The sequence below is a fragment of the Comamonas denitrificans genome, assembly GCF_017368815.1.
Lineage (GTDB): Bacteria > Pseudomonadota > Gammaproteobacteria > Burkholderiales > Burkholderiaceae_C > Comamonas > Comamonas denitrificans.
Window position 1 is genome coordinate 1 of sequence record NZ_JAFNME010000003.1, and the last position, 20693, is coordinate 20693.

15 protein-coding genes and 1 CRISPR repeat array are annotated in these 20693 nt (G+C 64.0%); of the genes, 2 read left to right on the top strand and 13 right to left on the bottom strand.

Annotated features, from left to right (window positions below):
- The first annotated feature begins 176 nt into the window (after positions 1–176).
- Positions 177–2728: a CRISPR direct-repeat array (repeat unit 28 nt; unit sequence TTTCTGAGCTGCCTATTCGGCAGTGAAC).
- Between the two features lie 130 nt (positions 2729–2858).
- The 13 genes from cas6f to J1777_RS01785 form a co-directional block, all read right to left on the bottom strand.
- Positions 2859–3434: a type I-F CRISPR-associated endoribonuclease Cas6/Csy4 gene (gene cas6f, locus J1777_RS01725; protein WP_207574116.1), complete on the bottom strand. Its 576-nt coding sequence runs from the start codon at positions 3432–3434 to the stop codon at positions 2859–2861.
- A 13-nt stretch (positions 3435–3447) separates the two neighbouring features.
- Complete coding sequence (gene csy3 / locus J1777_RS01730) at positions 3448–4473, bottom strand: type I-F CRISPR-associated protein Csy3 (protein ID WP_207574117.1); 1026 nt, start codon at positions 4471–4473, stop codon at positions 3448–3450.
- A gap of 50 nt (positions 4474–4523) precedes the next feature.
- Complete coding sequence (gene csy2 / locus J1777_RS01735; protein WP_207574118.1) at positions 4524–5600, bottom strand: type I-F CRISPR-associated protein Csy2; 1077 nt, start codon at positions 5598–5600, stop codon at positions 4524–4526.
- Positions 5597–6892 carry a type I-F CRISPR-associated protein Csy1 gene (gene csy1, locus J1777_RS01740; protein WP_242700332.1) on the bottom strand — a complete coding sequence of 432 codons (1296 nt, stop codon included), beginning with the start codon at positions 6890–6892 and terminating at the stop codon, positions 5597–5599. Before csy1 ends, csy2 begins: the two co-directional genes overlap by 4 nt.
- Positions 6893–7076: 184 nt before the next feature.
- A complete protein-coding gene (cas3f, locus tag J1777_RS01745; protein WP_207574119.1) occupies positions 7077–10583 on the bottom strand; it encodes a type I-F CRISPR-associated helicase Cas3f in 3507 nt (1168 codons plus the stop codon).
- A complete protein-coding gene (cas1f, locus tag J1777_RS01750; protein WP_207574120.1) occupies positions 10580–11587 on the bottom strand; it encodes a type I-F CRISPR-associated endonuclease Cas1f in 1008 nt (335 codons plus the stop codon). The genes cas3f and cas1f overlap by 4 nt, the downstream gene beginning before the upstream one ends.
- A gap of 16 nt (positions 11588–11603) precedes the next feature.
- A complete protein-coding gene (locus J1777_RS01755) occupies positions 11604–12500 on the bottom strand; it encodes a TIGR01777 family oxidoreductase (RefSeq protein ID WP_207574121.1) in 897 nt (298 codons plus the stop codon).
- A 61-nt stretch (positions 12501–12561) separates the two neighbouring features.
- Positions 12562–13260 carry an SDR family NAD(P)-dependent oxidoreductase gene (locus tag J1777_RS01760; RefSeq protein WP_207574122.1) on the bottom strand — a complete coding sequence of 233 codons (699 nt, stop codon included), beginning with the start codon at positions 13258–13260 and terminating at the stop codon, positions 12562–12564.
- Positions 13261–13287: 27 nt separating this feature from the next.
- Positions 13288–14835 (bottom strand): cryptochrome/photolyase family protein, encoded by a 1548-nt coding sequence (locus tag J1777_RS01765; RefSeq protein ID WP_207574123.1) that lies wholly within the window; start codon positions 14833–14835, stop codon positions 13288–13290.
- Positions 14832–16139, bottom strand: coding sequence for a DASH family cryptochrome (locus J1777_RS01770; protein ID WP_207574124.1), 1308 nt, complete (start codon positions 16137–16139; stop codon positions 14832–14834). Before J1777_RS01770 ends, J1777_RS01765 begins: the two co-directional genes overlap by 4 nt.
- Positions 16136–16306, bottom strand: a complete 171-nt coding sequence (locus J1777_RS14555; RefSeq protein WP_207574125.1) for a DUF2256 domain-containing protein — start codon at positions 16304–16306, stop codon at positions 16136–16138. The genes J1777_RS01770 and J1777_RS14555 overlap by 4 nt, the downstream gene beginning before the upstream one ends.
- Before the next feature lie 29 nt (positions 16307–16335).
- Complete coding sequence (locus tag J1777_RS01780) at positions 16336–17397, bottom strand: NAD(P)/FAD-dependent oxidoreductase (RefSeq protein WP_207574126.1); 1062 nt, start codon at positions 17395–17397, stop codon at positions 16336–16338.
- A gap of 14 nt (positions 17398–17411) precedes the next feature.
- Entirely contained in the window at positions 17412–18386 is a 975-nt protein-coding gene (locus J1777_RS01785) for a MerR family transcriptional regulator (protein WP_207574127.1), read from the bottom strand.
- Between the two features lie 176 nt (positions 18387–18562).
- On the opposite strand from J1777_RS01785, the gene J1777_RS01790 reads away from it, so the two are divergent.
- Together J1777_RS01790 and J1777_RS01795 are read left to right on the top strand one after the other, a co-directional pair.
- The gene (locus tag J1777_RS01790; RefSeq protein WP_207574128.1) at positions 18563–19867 is read left to right on the top strand and encodes an NAD(P)/FAD-dependent oxidoreductase; all 1305 of its coding nucleotides are present in this window, start codon (positions 18563–18565) and stop codon (positions 19865–19867) included.
- A complete protein-coding gene (locus tag J1777_RS01795; RefSeq protein WP_207574129.1) occupies positions 19864–20691 on the top strand; it encodes a DUF1365 domain-containing protein in 828 nt (275 codons plus the stop codon). Before J1777_RS01790 ends, J1777_RS01795 begins: the two co-directional genes overlap by 4 nt.
- Positions 20692–20693 lie beyond the last annotated feature (2 nt).

The following is a 20693-nucleotide window of genomic DNA, read 5'->3' on the forward strand; positions in this document are numbered from 1 at the left end:
TTGTACAACCACCAACTGCCCCAGTCAGCATTGCACAGCAAAACACCTATGCAGGCCATGAAACAGTGGCATCAAACTCACCCTGAGTTGTTCAATAAGCGACCATATGATCGTCCGGGATGCAACACCTATTCGGCAGTGAACATACACAGGGCGATTTTCTTTTAGCTGCTGCTTTTCTGAGCTGCCTATTCGGCAGTGAACAGCGGGGGGCGACGGCTCCCCATTTTTTTAGGGTTTCTGAGCTGCCTATTCGGCAGTGAACCTTGAATGACAGTAGGAACACCGCCGGAAAGTTTTCTGAGCTGCCTATTCGGCAGTGAACAGAGGGCACAGCAAGTGCTTACGGCAAAAGCTTTTCTGAGCTGCCTATTCGGCAGTGAACTTTGAGCGCCGCGCCACCGACACGGGCGAGCTTTTCTGAGCTGCCTATTCGGCAGTGAACCCCTGCCGGTGTTCGATCAGCAAAGCTGGGACTTTCTGAGCTGCCTATTCGGCAGTGAACGCTGCCCGGCAGGCACGGGCTGTTTTTTTTCATTTCTGAGCTGCCTATTCGGCAGTGAACACGATGCCAGCACCACTGGCAGAGATCATCAATTTCTGAGCTGCCTATTCGGCAGTGAACGTCAAACGCCCCGTGCCCCTGCATCTACAGCTTTTCTGAGCTGCCTATTCGGCAGTGAACTGGGACAAAAGCATTTACAAGACCGTCAAATATTTTCTGAGCTGCCTATTCGGCAGTGAACCTTGAATGACAGTAGGAACGCCACCAGAAAGTTTTCTGAGCTGCCTATTCGGCAGTGAACTTTATAAAACAACGGTTTGCGCCGTTGTTTTTTTTCTGAGCTGCCTATTCGGCAGTGAACAAGTCGGAAGGAGGCTGGACGAGCCGCGCAGGTTTCTGAGCTGCCTATTCGGCAGTGAACATCATCAGCCAAAAACAGAAAATAAACCTGATTTTCTGAGCTGCCTATTCGGCAGTGAACTACGGGTTTACCCTCGGTCTTTGGGCTTTCGGTTTCTGAGCTGCCTATTCGGCAGTGAACCCCAGGCGTTCACCGTCGGCACTGCCGCATCTTTTCTGAGCTGCCTATTCGGCAGTGAACCCTGGCCCCGAAGGGTATGAGCACCCCGCAGATTTCTGAGCTGCCTATTCGGCAGTGAACAGCTGCTCAAAGCGCGTAGGGTGGCCGCCGGGTTTCTGAGCTGCCTATTCGGCAGTGAACTCACCCAAACGGGCTGACCATCTTCAGGGTCTTTTCTGAGCTGCCTATTCGGCAGTGAACGAGTTTGTTTTCTTCCAGGTACTGAAAGGCAATTTCTGAGCTGCCTATTCGGCAGTGAACTTCAGCCTTGTTTATTCTTTAACTCCTGATTTTTTCTGAGCTGCCTATTCGGCAGTGAACTCATGGTCGGCAAAAGTGCGCCAGCTTTTGGCTTTCTGAGCTGCCTATTCGGCAGTGAACGTATCCGGTTTTTTGCTGACCAAAAAGCTGCGTTTCTGAGCTGCCTATTCGGCAGTGAACACCTGCACGCAGCCTACCTGGAGGCGCGTAAATTTCTGAGCTGCCTATTCGGCAGTGAACTCCGCGCTGCCATGGGTGATATGCAGTCTTTGTTTCTGAGCTGCCTATTCGGCAGTGAACTCGCGCTAGATCAACTCGCCAACACCTTGATCTTTCTGAGCTGCCTATTCGGCAGTGAACTCGGACCGATAGCGCTTTCCTTTACGCGCCTCCTTTCTGAGCTGCCTATTCGGCAGTGAACCCCGCCTGCGATCCCGCTGCAGCGCAGCTGCTTTTCTGAGCTGCCTATTCGGCAGTGAACATTTCAGAGGGAAGGCTGTTATAACTGGTTTGGTTTCTGAGCTGCCTATTCGGCAGTGAACACACCACGCCCATGTCCACCGAATACCACCACTTTCTGAGCTGCCTATTCGGCAGTGAACCTTGCGATGCAATCGCACTAATCAGAGGCTGTTTTCTGAGCTGCCTATTCGGCAGTGAACGAAAGGCTGGGGCCTGCGGCGCTGCTATATATTTTCTGAGCTGCCTATTCGGCAGTGAACGATTTCTTCGATCATTCGATTGCAATCCTAAATTTCTGAGCTGCCTATTCGGCAGTGAACAAGGTGCGCATCCCCGTCGGCGCTTTCGTGGCTTTCTGAGCTGCCTATTCGGCAGTGAACGGCGGCATTTAGGGCTTTAGCCCTGTTGGCATTTTCTGAGCTGCCTATTCGGCAGTGAACAACCCCCGTGGAATTTTTCAATTCCTGGGGTATTTCTGAGCTGCCTATTCGGCAGTGAACAATCTGACGATTTACAAACCCTCCCCCCTCCATTTCTGAGCTGCCTATTCGGCAGTGAACCATCGCGCAGGTCAATGCCATGTTTGAAGCTGTTTCTGAGCTGCCTATTCGGCAGTGAACGCAATGTGTCCCACGCTCTTGGCGATGTACTTTTTCTGAGCTGCCTATTCGGCAGTGAACGCCGCCCACCGCGTGCCGCCCGAGCTGATTGCTTTCTGAGCTGCCTATTCGGCAGTGAACCGCAACGAGATTCAGCCCCTGCAAACGCACCTTTTCTGAGCTGCCTATTCGGCAGTGAACCTTTGCTTTCTAATCTCGATAGCGCAATCTCTTTTCTGAGCTGCCTATTCGGCAGTGAACTGTAAACAAAGCGGGGAACCCGCGCCCACCATTTTCTGAGCTGCCTATTCGGCAGTGAACAGCAAGTATAGCTTTGCAATCTGTTGATTTTTAAAGAACAAATGCGGCAGAAGATGGTTTGCCCTAATTTTTTAGGGCAAACCGTAACCTTTTGATTTTTAAAGATTTAATTTTTAACGTAAAAAAAGGGTCAAAACCAGGGGATGCTGGCGTGGGGGCCTAGGCCGTAGGTGTTGAAGTGCCCCACCACGGCGGTGGCCAGCTGGGGGCCGTGGGCGATGAACAGGCAAAACGGTTGGCCGGTGCTGCTGCTGCGCAGGTGGGCGTAGGGCAGGTCGGGGCGGCGTTCCACGCTGTCGGGGATGGCTGCCTGGGCCTGCGCAGCGGTTTCGCCCTTGCGCTGCATACGACGGCGGCGCAGGCGTTCGGCATTGGTTTTGAACTGGCGGCGCAGCACCAGGCGGTGCGGCGCGTTGGGCGGTGCGGCGGCCAGCAGCGTGAGCACCACATGGTCGCGCATGCCGCGCAGCCAGTCTTGTGCCATCAGTGCCTCCAAGGCGTGCTGGGGGCCGTGCAGCCGCAGCACGCTGCCCAAGGTGCGTTTAGACAGGGGCGCATTCACATGCTGCGGAAAGCTGGTGCCAATGTCGCCCGCGCCGTGCTGCACCAGCGCCCGGTGCAGCTTGGCCAGCAGCGCGCCCAGCAGGTGGGCGTGGCTGAACTCGGGGTCGGGCAGCAGGGTGATGTCGATGTAGTGCGTGGTCATAGTGCCTCGCGCGTTAGCTGGCATCGCCAAACACACCGCCACGGATGAGCACGGCCATCACAAAGTGCTGCTGCTCCACGGGCGGCACCTGGTCTTTCAGCAGCCAGTGGTCCAACAGGGTGTAGAAGTCCTGCTTTTGCTTTGGCTGGCGGTAGGCCTTGCCTTGGGTGGTGACGGAGCCGTAGGGCTCCACGGCGATGGGGCCGAGCTCCTCGGCACCTTCGTACCAGGTGTCGATGGTGCGAATGGCGTTGCCGATTTTTTGCGAGTGGATGGCTGCCACGCCGTCCACGCTGTACAGCGTTTTGCTTTTGCCTGCGCTGGCTTTGTCCAGAATCAGCTCTTGCGATGGGAAGACTTCTTGCCCCGCACCTTGGCGCACTAAGGCCGTCACCCGCAGCAGCACATGCTGCGTTCCCGCCAGCCCATCCGCAATGGTTTGGCCGAGTTCTGTCAAGCCTTCTGCTTCATGATTGATAGCTGCTAGCGCTCGTGTATTCAGGGCTAGAGCGTTAAAAGACCATGTTTTTTTGGCCTGTCCGTTTTGCATGTGCTCCACGGTGACTTCTACCTGTTCGGCACCCATGCGGTTGCGCCACAGAAAGCGGCCATTGGCCAGGTTGGCGGCGTAGCGCTGCGCTAGCTCGCCAAAGCCATGCTGCTGCACATAGCCCTGCACAGTGGCCAGCAGCTTGGCCCGGTAGGCCGCACTGTTGCAGGCCGAGGGCGTGCCCGCACCGCCCAGCACGCGCAGGGTGAATTGCACCTTGAGCGTGTCGGCCTCGGCGGGCAGGGCGGCCACGTCCACCGTTTGCAGGTTGGGGTTTTCGATGGCGGCATCCAGCTTGGCCGGGTCTTGGTCTTTGGCTTTGAGGCGGTTGCTGATGGTGCCGCGCACAGATTTCTCACGGACAACCACGGGCTGCCATGCGTGCGAGTTGGCGCGGTCGTCCCAGCGGCCTGCGTGGAATACGGCGTCGGAGGGGTCCAGCTTGCGTTCAAAAGCCAGGACGGATGCGGTAGTGAGTTTGTCGGTCATGGTGTCAGTCTTTCCAAAAGGTGCTGGGAGAGGTCGATGGGCGTGGGGGTTCAGGTGTAGGCATAGGCTTCATCGTCGTCCCATGCGTCTTGCGTGTCCGTGTGGGCAGCGGTGGCGTCGTCCGCTGGCGGCGGTTGGTAGCCATTGCGGCAGCGGTACAGGCCCAGGGCGTCGTCGGTTTCGGCATGCCACAGCAGCTGGCCCAGGTGCGTCAGGCGGTGCGGGCTGATCCACTCGCCCAGCGCATAGACCGATTCCACAAAGCGCAGCGGCACGTTGGCATCGCGCGCGTTGCGCACCGTACCGGCTGCGTGTGCTTGGGGCGTGAGTGCGGCATAGCCCACGGGGATGGGCACGATCCAGCCGCTGCCTTTGCGGCGCTGTGGGTCGGCCCACTGCACCTGCCCGTCGGGCACAGGCGCTGCGCCTTCAGGCAGCACCGGCGCGTAATTGAAGCGCGCCGCGTGCAGCCAGGCGTCCAGCAGCGTGGCGGTGGGTTGAGTTGTGAGCAGGTCTTGCAGGCGCTCGGCCAGCAGGTCATCACGCCCCACCAAGGCAAAGCCCGGCAGCCACTGCCGCCGCCATTGGCGGAATGCCTTCTCTGCTGCCACGGGGTCTTCGGGCACGATGGCTATCCAGGGGCGCACGCGTTTGCCGGGCACAGGGCGTGATGGCAGCACACTGCCGCCCGCCACGCGCATACCCTCCAGGATGTGACCGGCCTGCGCTGCCCAGTCGTCCAGCTGCGCCTGGTTGCCTTGCACCAGCGCCGCCGGGGTGCCGGGCGTGCGCTTTTCTGACACGGCCAGCACCAGCGTGAGCTGCAGGTGCATGCGGCCTTCTTCCACGATGGCAGCGGTGCTGCCGTCTTTGCCGACTGGGTTGCGCGTCAGGTTGAAGTTGCGCACATAGCCTTGCGTGACCTGCTCTTGGTGGTGGTGGCACACCACGCCCACGCCGTGCAGCTGCAGCGGCACACCGGCTTGGGCCAGCTTGCGCTCTAGCGCCCACATCACGCCGGTAAAGGCCGTGATGGAGGGGAAGCTGTGCGTCAGCGGGCTGGCAATGGCATTGGCGTTTTGAATGCGCAGGTGGGGGAGGACGAGGATGGCTTGGGCTTGCGTCATGGTGTGGCCTCCGTGGCGGTGTCGTTCAGCCGCTGGCGCAGTGCGCGCAGTTGCTGTTGAAAGCCGTCCTCGTCGGTCAGCAGCTCTTTTTGCCAGGCGTGCGCTTCGGCATCGCCCAGCGGCAGCTTGCCGCGCAGTTGCGCGTTGAGCCAGTTGGCAAAGCGCTGGCCTACGGCGGCAGGCCAGTCCATCTGCAGCCACTCGCGGGCAAATTCGGCTTCGTCAGGCTGTTCGGCACGCAGCGGGTCCAGCCACAGTTGTTCGCTGCGGTGCAGATCGGCAAAGCGCTCATCATCCCGGCTCCAGCCCGGTGGCAGGAGCTGTTGCAACTCAGCTGCCAGCGACACCAACTCGTCCACCAGTGTGTCGAGCAAGGCCTCGCGCCGTTCACGGGTGGCCAGATTGGCGTCGGGGTTGGACTCCAAAAACACCCGCAGTGTCCGCACGGTGCGGCGCACCTCAGGCCGGGCGATAAACAATCGGTCGAACACGGAAGCCGCGTGCACCGGCAACCGTACCGCGCTGGTCCGCCACTTTGGCGGTAGCGACGACAGCAGGTAGTTCACCCCCCGCCGTTCGCTGTTGAGCTGGCTGATGTTCTGCGGTTTGGTACCGCCCATGTTCTGCACCGCCAAGCCGGGGTAGTCGTGGAACACGCCGTCATGCATCCTGCGCTCGCGCCGCGCCTGGCGGGCAGCCTTGTTAGCTTCGCCAAAGCGGTCTTCCTGCACCTGGGCGTGCACCGCATGGGCCAGCGAGGTGGCGTACAGCGGGGCCAGCAGGGTGTAGTGGGCATCGTCGCAGGCATCGCTGCCCGTGAGCCAGTACAGCTGCTTGGCCAGGGTGTGGCTGCTGGGGCCTTCAGCGCGGGGTTGGGTGAGCGACACCAAGGCATCGCGCAGCGCCTGGGCTTGTTGCGGGTCGGGGTGCAGGGCGGCCAGGGCATCGGCATCGTGTACCAGCAGGGCGGTGAGCAGGCTGCGCCCGTGTACTTCGAGCTTGAGCAGCTTGTACACATCCAGCGCTGCCGCATTGCCCACCACATCGCCCACAAAGCGCTCGCCCAGTGCGTGGCTGCCCAGCTCGGCCAGCGCGGGCAGGGTGCTGGGTTCTACGTATAGGCTGGTGCCGCGTGCATCGGGGTGGATGGGTTTGAGGGCGTGGGTGACGGCCTGGATTTGCTGCACGCGCCGTGCCGCATCTTCTAGCCAGGCGGAGGGCTGATGCTGCGCCAGCATCTCCTGGCGTTTGTCGTTTTCTTCGCCTTTCAGCTTGTCAAGTTTGGCGTGCAATCTCTCTTGTAAGAAGGCTGCAATCGCCTCGCGATAGCTGGCGTGATCCGCTGGTGGTGCTTCATTTTTCACTCGACCCTCACTCCTGGTAGCTAAAATGAATAGCCATCATATGTGAATATCTGCAGAAAACGCAGCTTAGAAAATCATCTGTGAGTATCTTTTGATCTGCCGCACAGGCAGCTCAGGCTTTCTTGCTAAAGCCCAAACGCTCATCCCACCACCAGCCCGCCTGCGATTCAGGCAGGCTGGCGGTGGCATAGCGCTTTGCACATTGCTCCAGCGACAAGCCCTGCGCATCTGCCAGTGCAGCCAGTTCCTCCATCAAGCCCACCTGCGGCCAGGGCGATACGCTGGGTGATGCCAGCTGCGCTGCGGGCACGGGGTGGCACAGGCTTTGGTGGATGGGCACATAAACCTTTTCGTAGCGGCGCTCCCCGTCTTGCACGCGGTGCAGTAACAGCATTTCTTCCTCTTCGTCTGGCAGCAGGGCCACGTCGTCGCGTTTTTGGTCGTCCTGGCGGAACCGCTGGAACTGCGGCAGCAGGCCGGTCAGCCACAAGGATCGGGGCGTGTCGGGCTGGGGCTCGTGCCACTGCAGGCAGGCCGCATGGGTGGGCGTTGCGGTGCCTGGGGGCTTGGGCAGCAGGCTGTCGTGCATGCGGGCGTGTTCCAGGTCTGTCCAGCGGCGGTGGGGCAGCAGCTTGTTGTCGGCTGGCAGGGCAACGCGTGGCTGTGCGTCTACCGCCCAGGCTGCGTTTATGCCGATCTCTCGCGCCAAAAGGTCGTGCAAATAGTGCGACTTGAGCTGAAAGGGTGCGTGTGCGGTTTCAAATCCCGGCTTTTCGTACGCAGGCTGACCGGGTGTTTTGAAATGCCGCAGGTTGCTGTCCAGCACCACCATGTTCACCCCGCCCACGGCCCCGCTCCGGTGCCGCCGCACGCGCCCGGCCAGCTGGATGAGCGAGCGCATGGACGAGGGCTCGACCACCGCCCAGTCGTAGTCGTGGTCGCGCCCCACTTCCGTGACGGGGCTGCCCAGCACGATGAACAGGTGGTGCGGCTCGGGGTGGGTGTCGATGAGGGCACGCAGGGCGGGGCGCTGTAGTGCGGGGTCGTGGTCGTTTTGGGCACCCCGGCGGTTGAGCAAGGTGTCCAGCTGCTGCTCGATGGCCGAGCGCAGCAGCAGCGGGAACTGCGAGTGGTACACGCACAGGTGAACGCGCACGTCGGGGGCGGGAGCGCCCAGTGCATACATGGCCAGTGCCACGTCGTACAGCGGCGCGATGTTGGCCATGCGAATGAGGCCTAGGCTCACGCACTTGCCACTGGTGGCGTCTAGGCTGTGGTTGTGGGGCCGTTGGTGCAGCTCCCATGCTTGCGCCAGCACCAGGCGGGCAAAGTCCTTGCGGCGCTCGGCTTCGTCCAAGCTGCTCCAGGTATCGGGCAAAGGCGCAATCTGCGCCAAGCGCCGCACCTCGGCCTGCTGCAGCTTGGCAACGCGCTTGCGCACGTACTGGCTGTGCGCCTCGCGGAAGGCGGGCCCGTCCGCGCAGTCTTGCGGGGTCTGGTGGAACTCGTCGATCCACAGGCAGCAGGGGTTCACTGGCTCGCTGGGCTGCTCGCTGCGGTGCTGCTGGTACACGGCACGCCCGGCGCGGTAGGCCAAAAATAGTCCTTCCACCAGCGCAGGGGCCAGCGTGGCCGAGGACAACAGCACGCGGCTGCCCAGCAGGCCTGCCCAATGCACCAGCCGGGTGAGGGCGGGCAGGTCGGCCATGTCAAAGTCGTCGGGCTCGTCCAGCACCAGATCGCTGGTCAGCAGGCGCAGCATGGGCGCGATCTGGCGGCCACCGCGCAGGCTTTCGGTGGCGGGGGTGAGGTGGTCCACGGTGCAGACCAACAGGGGCGCGGCAATGAGCGCGCGGGCTTTGGCGTCGTCGGTCAGGCGCTGCAGCAGCGGGTGCTGGTCGTTGCCCTCAAACAGCACGGTGCCTGCTTCGTCCAGCAGCGCTTGGCTGGAGGCCGAGCCGGTGGCCTGGGCCTGCTGCTCCCAGTAGTCAAACAGCGCCCGGCTGGCCGCACCGCCGACCTGGATGGCCAGTTGCTCGTCGTTCAGTTGCAGGTCGTGCTGGAACACGCGCCCGGTTTGCAGCGTGAGCGTGCGCAGCCCCATGGCAAAGGCGCAGCGCAGGCCGGTCGCTGGGTTGGCAAGCGCGTTCATCACCCGGGCGTTGCCCAGCGTCTTGCCGCAGCCGGTAGAGGCCATATTGACGATGAACGCGCCTTGCTGCGCCGCACGGGCGCGCACGCTGGTGGCCAGCTCGGCGGCCTTGTCTTGCCAGGCAAAGCGCGGGTCGGCGCTGCGTTTTTTGAGGGGCTTGTGGTGCTTGAGTGCGGGCAGGTTGTGCGTGAGGCTGGGTAGGGAGCGTGCTACCAGCGTGGCGTGGGCCTGCACACCCAGCAGGTGTTCATCTAAGGTTTGGTTAAAAATTGGGCTTTTACCCTTATGCAGCAAGCGCAAGCAGCTATCTTTTTGGTAGTCATTGCGGCGCGTATTGGCATAGAGTGGGTAGGCCGCGTTGCGGTACGGGGTGCGCTGGGTTTCATCGGTGAGGCTGGAATAGTGGTGATCGGCCAGCATCAGGCACAGGCGGGCGAGGTGCATGGCAAAGGGGTCGTGCAGCACCATGCCTTGCCCGGGGGCTTGCGACAGTGCCAGCAGCTTGCGTGCGTAGCGGGCGGCCTGCTGGCGCCAGGCAGGTTGGGTGACGGGCAGCCCGTGCGGGAAGTGCCAGTGGGCTTGCACCGTGGAGGGTTCTGCGCGCTCGCGTGGTTCGTTCCAGTCGGCGCTGATGCGCAGCAGTATGTCGTCCAAGACGTTTGAATTTAGGAAGCGGGGGCGCGCCCCAAAGCGGTGGTGAATGCGCCTTTCGTCTTCCATGTCATGTGGATCTACATCGTGTGACTTCTCTACTGGCATACAGGGCAGGCGGTGGTGGGTGAACACCAGCCAAGCCACGGCCTGGGCCAGGGGTGGCAGGTGGGCGAAGGGCAAGCGCTGCTGGGCCTGGGGCTCGTCCAGCCCATCGCGCAGCAGCCGCCCGCTGGCATGGTCTAGCCACAGCGACTCAAAGGCTTGCGCATCGGTGCTCGGTGCTGCGCAGTCTGCCAGCCGCTGCAGCCAGCCTGCGTCGTCGTCCTGCCCCACAAACGCCTGGAACAGTCGCACCGATACCCATTCATGGCGGTAGTGGTTGCGCTCGCGCAGTCCTGGGTTCTTGAGCTTGTCTTGGAATGCCTGCGTGGCTTTGCCCAAGTCGTGCAACAGGGCTGCCAAGGCGGCCAGGGCTGTGATGTGCGGCAGGTGGTGCCAGGCGTTTTCATCACCCGTGCGCAGCACGTTGCTGGTGGTGGTGTTGGTGGGCACAGCACCCTGGTCGTTGAACTGGCTGGCATCGCCCACCACCCACAGCAGTTCGCTGTGGTCGCGCCCGCGAATCCAGTGGCAGGCCACGGCGGTGTTTTTGCGCGCCGTCTGGCGCAGCAGCTTGCGCAGGGTGTCCAGCCCCGCCTGGGTGATGGGGGTTTGCCACGTGCGCTCGCCACGGCGTTCGGCAAACTGATCAAGGATGCGCCGGGTTTCGGTCAAGGCGCGCTTGGAGCATTGGGAGACAAGCAGTACGTTCATGCCGCAGCCCCCTGCCCAGGCACCGGTACACCTGCCAGGCGCGCGGTGGAGGTGGCAATCTGTTGCAGGGTCTCGATCATGAAATCGAGCGATGCGCTGCGCGTGAGTGCCTCAATGCACTGGCGGCGAAACTGCTGTTCTTCATCGCCGCGCATGGCCGACAGAAAGGCCTGCGGCAGGATCACGGCATCTTTGACCAGATCAGCCGCATCAAACACCAGGCCGCCCCGCCGCGTCTTGCCATGCAGCACGGCCAGTCCGTGGGGCAGTCCCAGTACCCAGGTGGCGGTGGCACCCAGGCCATAGGCTAGGTAGTTGCCGTGGTCCAAGAAGCGGTTGGCTGCATCGGTGCCCGTGCCGCGTTTGGCGCGGGTGAAGTCCCTGTAACCCACCGCCTCCACAGCAAGTTTGAACAAGGCTTTGGTCAGTTGGGCTTCATCGGTGAGCAGTGTGGTGACGTCGGGCGCATGGGCGATGCGTTGTGTGAATTGCGCCACCAGGGCTTGCAGGCGCACGGTATCGGCGGCAAAGCCGGCATCGCGCAGCGCTCGGGTATCCCACGCTGCTTGCAGGCGCTGTAGCCGTGCTGTTTGCAGCTGCTGGGCAGCGTGCAGGCGCAGTGCATCGTCAAACCAGAACTTCACCCAGGCTTGCAGGTACTCGGTGGGCCGGTATTCGCTCTGCGGCGTGAGCCAGGCCACCTCAACATCCACCTCATTGGCACTGAAGAGCGGCGTACCACCGCCACCGCAAAATCCCACCAGCACACCTGCCTTGGCCAGCTCGCGCATGGCAGCCTGGGTGATGGAGGTGCCGGTGCCCAGCAAAATGCTCGTGGTGTTGGCAATGGGGATGTTCCAGTACAGGCTTTTTTTGCCCGCATCGGTCACGTACTCCACCCGCCCACCGTTGACCAGTACGCGGCAGTGTTCCAGGTAGTAAATCTGGGCCCGCTTCGAATGGAGGATCGTTTTGAGATCGGTGCTGCGAATTTCCTCTGTCATCTTCCGGCCTCCATCCTCAACGCAGCAGCGCCGTCAGCGCGGGCTCCAGGTGCGGGTAGCGCCAGTCAAAGCCGCTGGCTTGCGTGCGCTGGGGCTGCAGGTGCTGGCCGCCCAGCAGCAGCACCGACATGTCGCCTAACACCAGGCGCAGCGCCCAGGCCGGGGCGGGCAGCAGGGTGGGGCGGCGCAGCACTTTGCCCAGGGTGCGGGTGAAGTCGCTGTTGCGCACCACCTCGGGCGCGCAGGCGTTGAAGGCGCCCTGGGCGTCGTCGCGCTGCAGCAGGTGGTCGAACAGGGCCACCAGATCGTCCAGATGAATCCACGGCATCCACTGCTGGCCGCTGCCCAGGCGCCCGCCCAGGCCCAGTTTGAACGGGGGCAGCAGCCGCGCCAGCATGCCGCCCTGCGCTGCCAGCACGGGGGCAATGCGCAGGCAGGCCACGCGCACGCCGTGGGCGCTGGCACGTTCGGCCTCTTGCTCCCAGGCCATGCACAGCGTGCTGCCAAAGTCTGTACCGCCGGGGGGGCTGGCTTCGGTGAGCGGCGTATCGCCCTGGTCGCCATACCAGCCGATGGCCGAGGCCGACAGCAGCACGCGCGGTGCGGTGGGCTGCTGACCTATCCAGTCCACCAACTGGCGCGTCAGCTCCACACGGCTGCGCCAGAGCAGGTCGCGGCGCGCTGCCGTCCAGGGCCGGTCGGCAATGGGCGCGCCGGCCAGGTTCACCACGGCGTCAAAGGGCGGGGCAGCGCTGAGTTCTTCCAGCCGTTGCACGCTGTGTGCGCCGCTGCACAGGCGCTGGACTTTGCGCGGGTCGCGGCTCCAGACCCACAGCTCGTGGCCTTGGCGTTGCCAGTGTTGGCACAGGGCCTGGCCAATCAGGCCGGTGCCGCCGGTAAGCAGGATGCGCATGGGGTTCTCCTTGGTGCAGTGGGGAAAAGGTGGGGAAAAGTGGGGAAGGGGTCAAAAATGATTACCAGGGAAGACGCTGGCCATCGTAGGCCCAGAAGCCGCCGCTGTCTGCGGGCTGCAGTGTGTCCAGCACGGCGAGCAGGTCGCGCGCGGCATTCGCGGCGGGGCGGCCGATCTGCGCCCCGCGAAACGGTGCCGACAGCGCCGAATCTACCGTGCCGGGGTGCAGGGCCGCCAGCACGGCCTGGGGATGGGTGCGTGCCACTTCGATGGCTGCGGTTTTGAGCAGCATGTTCAGCGCCGCCTTGGAGGCGCGGTAGCTGTACCAGCCGCCCAGGCGGTTGTCGCCGATGCTGCCCACCTTGGCCGACAGCACCGCCAGCAAGCTGCGCTCCCCTTTGGCCAGCTGCGGCGCGAAATGCGCCAGCACCAGCGCCGGGCCGATGGTGTTGGTGGCAAAGCTGGCGGCCAGGTGGGCGGCGTTGAGCTCGGTCAGGCGTTTTTCCGGGCCGCCGGTGGGGCCGGTGAGCATGCCGGTGGCCACCACGATCAGGTGCCAGGGGCCTTGCGGGCGCAGCGCTTCGGCGGCAGCGGCAATGCTGTCGGGCTTATCAAAATCAATAGCAGGCGTGCTCTGGCGGCTCAGGGTGAGCACTTGGGCGCAGCGTGGGTCGGCCTGCAGCTGTGCGGCGATGGCACCGCCGATGGCGCCGGAGGCACCCAGGATGAGGGCTTGGTAACCAGAGGGGAGGGATTGCATGGCAGGCCTTGTTCAGTGTGGGGGTGGTTACAGGGTGCCCAGCTGCTGGCGCACCTGCTGGGCGTGCGCTTGCAGGGCGGTTTGCTGCTCGGGTGGCATTTTTTGCCACTGGCGGTACACCAGCGCCAGCCGGTGGTTGGCCCCCAGCGTTTCGGCATGGCGCGCAAAAAAGTCCCAGTACAGGGCGTTGAAGGGGCAGGCGCGCGGGCCGGTCTTGAGCTTGGGGTGGTAGGCGCAGCCCTGGCAGTAGTCGCCCATGCGCTGCAGGTAGGCCGCGCTGCTGACATAGGGCTTGGTGGCGATGGTGCCGCCATCGGCGCGCTGGCTCATGCCCAGGGTGTTGGGCAGCTCCACCCATTCAAAGGCGTCGATGTAGATGCCCAAATACCAACGGTGCAGTTCGGCGGGGTCCAGCCCGGCCAGCAGGGCAAAGTTGCCAATCACCATCAGCCGCTGGATGTGGTGCGCGTGGGCGGTCTGCAGCGACTGGCGGATGGACAGTTGCAGGCAGCGCATGCGCGTGTCCCCATTCCAGAACCAGTGCGGCAGCGGCAGGTGGTGGCCCAGGGCGTTGCGCTGCTCGTAGCCCGGCATGTGCGCCCAGTAGATGCCGCGCACGTATTCGCGCCAGCCCAGAATCTGGCGCACAAAGCCTTCTACGGCGGCCAGCGGGGCATGCCCGGCGTGGTAGGCAGCCTCAGCGCGCTGCAGCACTTCCAGCGGGTGCAGCATCTTGACGTTCAGTGAAAATGAGAGCAGCGAATGAAACAGGCGCGGCGCCTGGCTGGCCATAGCATCTTCATAGTCGCCAAAGTGCGGCAGCGCGTGGGCGATGAAGGCATCCAGGCACTCCAGCGCCTCGGCGCGGTTCAGTGGCCAGCGCACCGCGTCGGCCTGCGGCTCACCCATGCTTTGCACGCCGCAGCGCTGCAGCATCTCCCACAGCGCACGGTGGTCGTGCGTGGGGCGCCAGTCGGTAGGTGCGGGCGGGGTGCCGGGCCAGGGCTTGCGGTTGTCATGGTCAAAATTCCACTGGCCGCCGATGGGCTGATCGTGCTCGTCCAGCAGCAGCCGGTAGCGGCGGCGCATGGGGCGGTAGAAATGCTCCATCAGCCACTGGCGGCGGCCGTGCATCTGGGTGGCCAGATCGTCACGCGCCGTCAGAAAGTGTTCGCTGTCCACCACGCTGCAGTGCAGGCCACTGGTGCTGGCCCAGGCTTGCAGCTGGGTATCGAGCCGCCATTCGTCAGGCTGTTGCCATTGCACCGATTGGGCACCGTAGTGGGCGGCCAGTGCGCTCAGGTTGTCGGGGATGGACTGGCGGTTGCTGGCATCATCCAGCGCCACATAGCGCACGCGGTGGCCCGCAGTGCGCAGCTGGCGCGCCAAATCGCGCATGGCGGCAAAAATGGCCAGGATTTTCTGTGCGTGGTGCAGCACGTAGTCGGTTTCCTGGCGCACCTCCATCAGCACATACACCACCTGCGCATCCACCTGCTGGAACCAGCTGTGCTGGGGGTTGAGCTGGTCGCCCAGCAGCAGGCGCAGGGTGTGGGCCGGGGCGGGGCTGCTCATGCCGTGCCCCACAGGCGTTGGTAGGTGCCGCCCGGGTCGTAGGTGGCGGCTTGTTTGATGGGGTCAAAGCGGCGCCCCCCGCGCGGGTCGGTGCCCCGGCCAGCGATGTAGAGCCAGTTGCCCTGGTTGCTGTACACGTCGTAGTCCAGTAGCTGCGCCTCAAACCACGCCGCGCCAGCGCGCCAGTCGCAGGCCAGGTCGTGGATCAAATAGCTGGCTGCCACCTGGCGCAGGCGGTTGCTCAGGTAGCCGGTGGCGGCCAGTTCGCGCATGGCGGCATCTACCAGGGGCTGACCGGTCTGGCCAGCGCGCCAGGTGGCAAAGCGCTGGTCATTGTGGGACGTGGCCTGCGCCGGGCCCAGGCCACGCGCCCGGTACAGCGCGGGGCCGTGCTGCAGGTGCAAAAAGCGGAAATAGTCGCGCCACAGCAGTTCAAACCACAGCCAGTAGCTGCCATCGCTGGCACCGTGCTCGGCCTCAAACTGCCGCAGCTGGGCCATGGCCTGGCGCGGCGACAGCGCCCCCGTGGCCAGCCAGGGCGACCATTTGCTGGAGTAGTCCAGCCCCAGCAGATCGTTGCGCGTGCGCTTGTAGCTGTGGGGCAGGCCGCGCGCCAAATACTGCTGCAGGTGGGCCAGCGCCGCTGCTTCACCGCCGTGCAGCTCGCCTTGCAGATAGGGGAAGGCGCTGCGTGCATAGGCAGCGGTTGGACTTCCTGCCAACGCTGCCAGGGTCTGTGTGGGATCGCCCAGCCAGTCGTTGGGCACATTAGGTGGCGCTGGGGGCAGCGTGGCAGGCGCTGGCAGCGGCGCGGCGGGTTGTAGCCCTGCCTGTTCAATCTGCTGGCGAAACGGCGTGAACACCGCAGGCAGACGCTGCACCGGCCAGGGCAGGTGCTGCGGGTGCAGCAGGCTGCTGTGCCACACGGTATGCACCTGCAGGCCCGCGGCGCGCAAGGCGGCAACTTCGGCCTGCTCTTCGGGCGCGGCAATGTCTTCACAGACGATGGTGCTGGCACCCACGGCGCGCGCCAGGGCAGGCAGGGCCGTAGCGGCAGGTTGATTTAAAATTAATAGCTGGCTGCGCTTATCCAATAAGCCTTTTAGTAGGTTTTGAATGGTATTGACCATCCAGGCGCGCCGGTGTGGGCCGATGCGGGCAAAGCCCCAGGCGGTGGTGGCCTGCATATCGGGCAGGCAGACCACGGGCAGCAGGTGCTGCGCACCCAGCTGGCAGGCGGCGTGCAGTGCGCTCTGGTCGTGCAGGCGCAGGTCGTTGCGAAACCAGAACAGCACCGTGCTCATGGCTGGGCTCCGGCACTGCCAGCCGTGGGGGTGGCACTGCGCTGGCGGCGGCAGCGCTCGGAGCAGTACTTCACCTCGTCCCACACATTTGCCCATTTTTTGCGCCAGGTGAAGGGGCGGCCGCAGCACTGGCAGGGCTTTTCGGGTAGGTAGGGTTTGCGGTGCATGAGGAGCGTCCTGTGTCCTGGGGCGTGGTTTATGCCGTGTGCGTTGTCAGCGTGGCGTGTACGCGCTGGGCCAGATCGCGGCCACTGAGCCAGGCACCTTCTACGGTGCCGTTGTGCAGCCAATCGCCGCACAGGCCCAGGCCTGCCTCAGGTTGCCACCAGCTGTTCACATTCAGCGGCGGTGCGGTGTCGGCATACAGCCAGCGGTGGGCGGTGGCCTGCACGCTGGCTGGATTGGGGCCGCCCAGCTGGGCAAACGCCTGCAGCAGGGCGGCGGTGACGGCGGCGGCATCGTCGTGTACGTGCGCCTCGCTCCAGGCGTGGCTGGCGTGCAGCAGCCAGGTTTCGGGGCCGCTGCGCCCGGGCTTGCTGCTGTCGCGCGCGATCCAGCGCAGGGGGCTGTGCTCGACAAAGCAGCCATCCACGGGCAGGGGCACCGGCTGGGGGCAGCGCACCATGACCGACCAGCAGGCACGCATGGGGGCGCTGCGTGCCAGGGTGGCGGCCTCGTGGGCTACTGCGTCCAGCAGGGGCGCGGCTTGGGGTGCGGGCACGGCAAGCAGCACAGCTTGGTAGCGCTGCGCTTCGGGGCCGTGCTCGGGGCTGTGCAGCTGCCAGCCAGCGCCTGCCGGGGCTTGCAGCGCTTGCACGGTGGTTTGCCACTGCAAGCGCACGGGCTGGGGCAGCTGCTCCATGTGGCGCACCAGGTGCGCGGCGGGCGAGGTCATGCGTGGGGTGCCGACAAAGCGCTGCAACGCGCTGTCGTGCAGCACAAAGTGTTGGCCATCGTGCGTGCCGATGCGGCCTTGCCACAGCGCGGCTGCGCCGGTGTGCTCCCACTCGGCCACCTGGGCGCGAAAGTGCGTATCCCGCGCGGTGAAGTACTGGGCGCCGTGGTCGCACTGCCACTCGGTGCTGGCATCGCTGCTGCGGCGCGTGCTCATGCGCCCCGAAGGGCCACGGCTTTTGTCGAACACGTGCACGTGGTGGCCCGCCTGGGCCAGAAACTGCGCACACGTCAGCCCGGCCAGGCCCGCACCCACGATGGCAATCGGCAGGCCCGCTGGGGGGAGGGAAGGGGTTGTGGCCATGGTGGTCTCCTGGGTCAAAGGGAAGAATGGGTGCTGCGCCACTGCAGAACCAGGGGCTTGAGCGCCGACAGTGGCAGCGTGGCGGTGATGCCTTCCAGCGGCTTGTGGTACAGCGCAGGGCAGGAGCCGCCCACCCACAGCGCGATCCGGGAGGGCAGCTGCGCGCGCAGCTCGCGCAGGTTGGCCAGCACCACGGTGCCGTTTTGCGCGGCGGAAAAACTCAGCAGCACCACATCCACCCGGTGCGCTTGGGCGGCCTGCACCACGTCCAGCAAAGGCGTTTGGGTGCCCAGGGACACACAGGTGCAGCCCTCCAGCACCAGCATCGCCTCCACCATCAGTAGGCCCAGGCCATGCAGCTCTTGCGGCAAGGTGGTGAGCAGCACTTTGGGCCCCAAGGCCGGGGGCGAACCATGCAGCGGAGCGAGCGAGGCAATCGCCTGGCGCAGCACGCCGGTGATGACCTCGGTGTACAGGTGCTCTTCAAAAATTTCAAACCGCCCCTGCATCCACGCCTCGCCCACGGCCACCGTCAGCGGGGCCACCAACTCGGTGATGAACGGCCCCAGGCCCATGCGCATTTGTGCATGGTGCAGGGCATGGCGCAGTCCTTGGGGGTCGTGGGCGGCAATCGTGTCCAACAGGGCCGACAGCTCGGCGGGATGGGAGGGCAGGGTGGTGCTGTTTGTCTTGGACAAAATTGCGCTGCTGGCCTGGCTGTGTTGGGACAAAAGCTGGGTCAGTGCTGCCGCATCCAGCCCAACCACTTTGTTGGGGCGCAGGCCAGCATCGAGCAGACGGCGCACCAGCTGCAGCCGCTGCACCTGCTCTGCAGGGTAGAGGCGGTTGCCACTGGCATCGCGCAAGGGTTGCGGAAAACCATAGCGCTTTTCCCATACACGTAGGGTGTCTTTGGCCAATCCTGTCTCGCGTTCGACAGCGGCAATGGGCAGGCCAGTTTCGCTAGAGGGGATAGGGGGGGCGTTCATGCGGCAGCCTCCAGGCAAAGCGGATAGAAAAGGGGTGAAACCTGAGCAGGCATGGTCATGGACAAAATCGTGATTTTTAAAATTGTCTAGGACAAAATTATGTTTGTCTAGTACAGTAGCGATCTTATCAGCCCCACACACAGCGCCTGCTGGGCGTTGGCAGATTGCGAGTCGCTATGAAAATTGCTGTCATTGGTTCGGGAATTTCGGGTTTGGCCGCTGCGCACCGTTTGCGCCAGCATGCGCGCGTCAGCGTGTTTGAAGCCGGCAACTACTTTGGTGGCCATACGCACACGGTGGATGTGACGCTGCCCAATGCGCAGGGGTACCCAGTCACCCATGGTGTGGACACCGGCTTTCTGGTGTTCAACGAGCGCACGTATCCCGGCCTGATCGCTTTACTCGATGAGCTGCAGGTGCCCAGCGCCCATTCGGATATGTCGTTTTCTGTGCAGGTGCCCGGCGCAGGGGCGCTGGGGGCACAGGCGCTGGAGTGGAGTGGCGCGAACCTGGCCACGGTGTTTGCCCAGCGCCGCAACCTGCTGCGCCCGCGCTTTTGGGGCATGTTGCGCGAGCTGCTGCGCTTTAACCAGCTGTGTACCGCCCTGGCCGAGTCGGGCGAAGAGGCGGCGCTGGCCCAGCCCTTGGGCGATTTTTTGGCGCAGCACGGCTTTGGCAGCGCGTTTCGCGATTGGTATTTCTTGCCCATGCTGGGCTGCATCTGGAGCTGCCCGACCGACCAAATGCTGCGCTTTCCAGTGGCTACCATGATCCGTTTTTGCCATAACCACGGCCTCATCCAGGTGAGCAACCGGCCGCAATGGTTCACCGTGGCCGGTGGTGCGCGCCAGTATGTCGATAAATTGCTGCGCGGCTTGGATGCGCGTTTGGGCGTGCCGGTGCAGCGCATCGTGCGCGACGCCGCTGGCGTGCAGGTGCATACCCCTGGCCACAGCGAGCGCTTTGACGCTGTGGTGCTGGCCGTGCACAGCGATCAGGCGCTGCGTCTGCTGGCCCAACCGACGGCGCAGGAAAGCCAGGTGCTGGGCGCCATCCGCTACCAGCCCAACCGCGCCGTGCTGCATACCGATGACAGCGTGATGCCGCGCCGGCGCAGCGCCTGGGCGGCCTGGAACTACGAGCGTGCCGCCAGCAGCCAGCAGGAATCGGCGCGTGTGTGCCTGCACTACTGGCTCAACCGCCTGCAGCCCTTGCCGTTTGCGCAGCCGGTGCTGGTGTCGCTCAACCCGGTACGCCCGATTGCGCGAGACAAAGTGCTGGCCGAATTCGACTACGACCACCCCGTGTTCGACCTGCCTGCGATTGCTGCACAAGACCAAGTGCCTTTGCTGCAAGGCACACAGCGCACGTGGTACTGCGGTGCTTGGACGGGCTATGGTTTTCATGAAGATGGCTTGCAGTCGGGCTACCGCGCGGCCGATTTGTTGCTAGAGCAGCTGCAGCGCCAGGAGGCCGCATGACCGCACCTGCCCCTGCGCTGGCCGCCCACCGGCCCCACATTGGCTTTGGCCATGTGTGGCACACCCGGCTGCGCCCACGCCGCCACCGTTTTATCGTGCCCACATTTTTTCTGCTGCTGCCCATGCGCACGCTGCGCGCACACCCCGAAGCGGCCGGCGTGCTGGCGCTGAACCGGCCCGGTGCGCTGGCCTTTCGCGATGCCGACCACGGCGATGGCCGCAGCCCCCAAGCGGGCGGCGCGCTGGCCTGGCTGGAAGAGCTGCTGCACAGCGAGGGCATTGACGGCGTGGATGGGGAAGTCTGGCTGCATTGCTACCCGCGCGTGCTGGGCTATAGCTTCAAGCCGGTGAGCTTTTGGTACTGCCACCGCGCCGATGGCAGCCTGCGCGCCATCGTGGCCGAGGTGAACAACACCTTTGGCGAGCGCCATGCCTACCTGCTTGATGCCCCGCAGTACGGCCAAGAGCTGCGCGCGCGCAAGGTGTTCCATGTGTCGCCGTTTTGCCCGGTGGAGGGCGGCTACCGCTTTGAGTTCAAGCGCAGCGGTGCCCAGGGCCTGCACTCCACACGCGTGCGCATTGATTTTGACGATGCCCAAGGCCCGCTGGTGCTCACCGGCGTGGCCGGGCGCTTGCAGCCGCTGGACGCTGCCAGCCGCCGCCGCGCACTGTGGCATTACCCGTTGCTCACGCTGGGCGTGATCGCTCGCATCCACTGGCACGCGCTGCTGCTGTGGGCCAAGCGTGCGCCGTTTCACCGCAAGCCTGCGCCGCCCACCCAGCCCGTAACCCGCTCTTCCACGCCTTCCACGCCGAGCCTTTGACC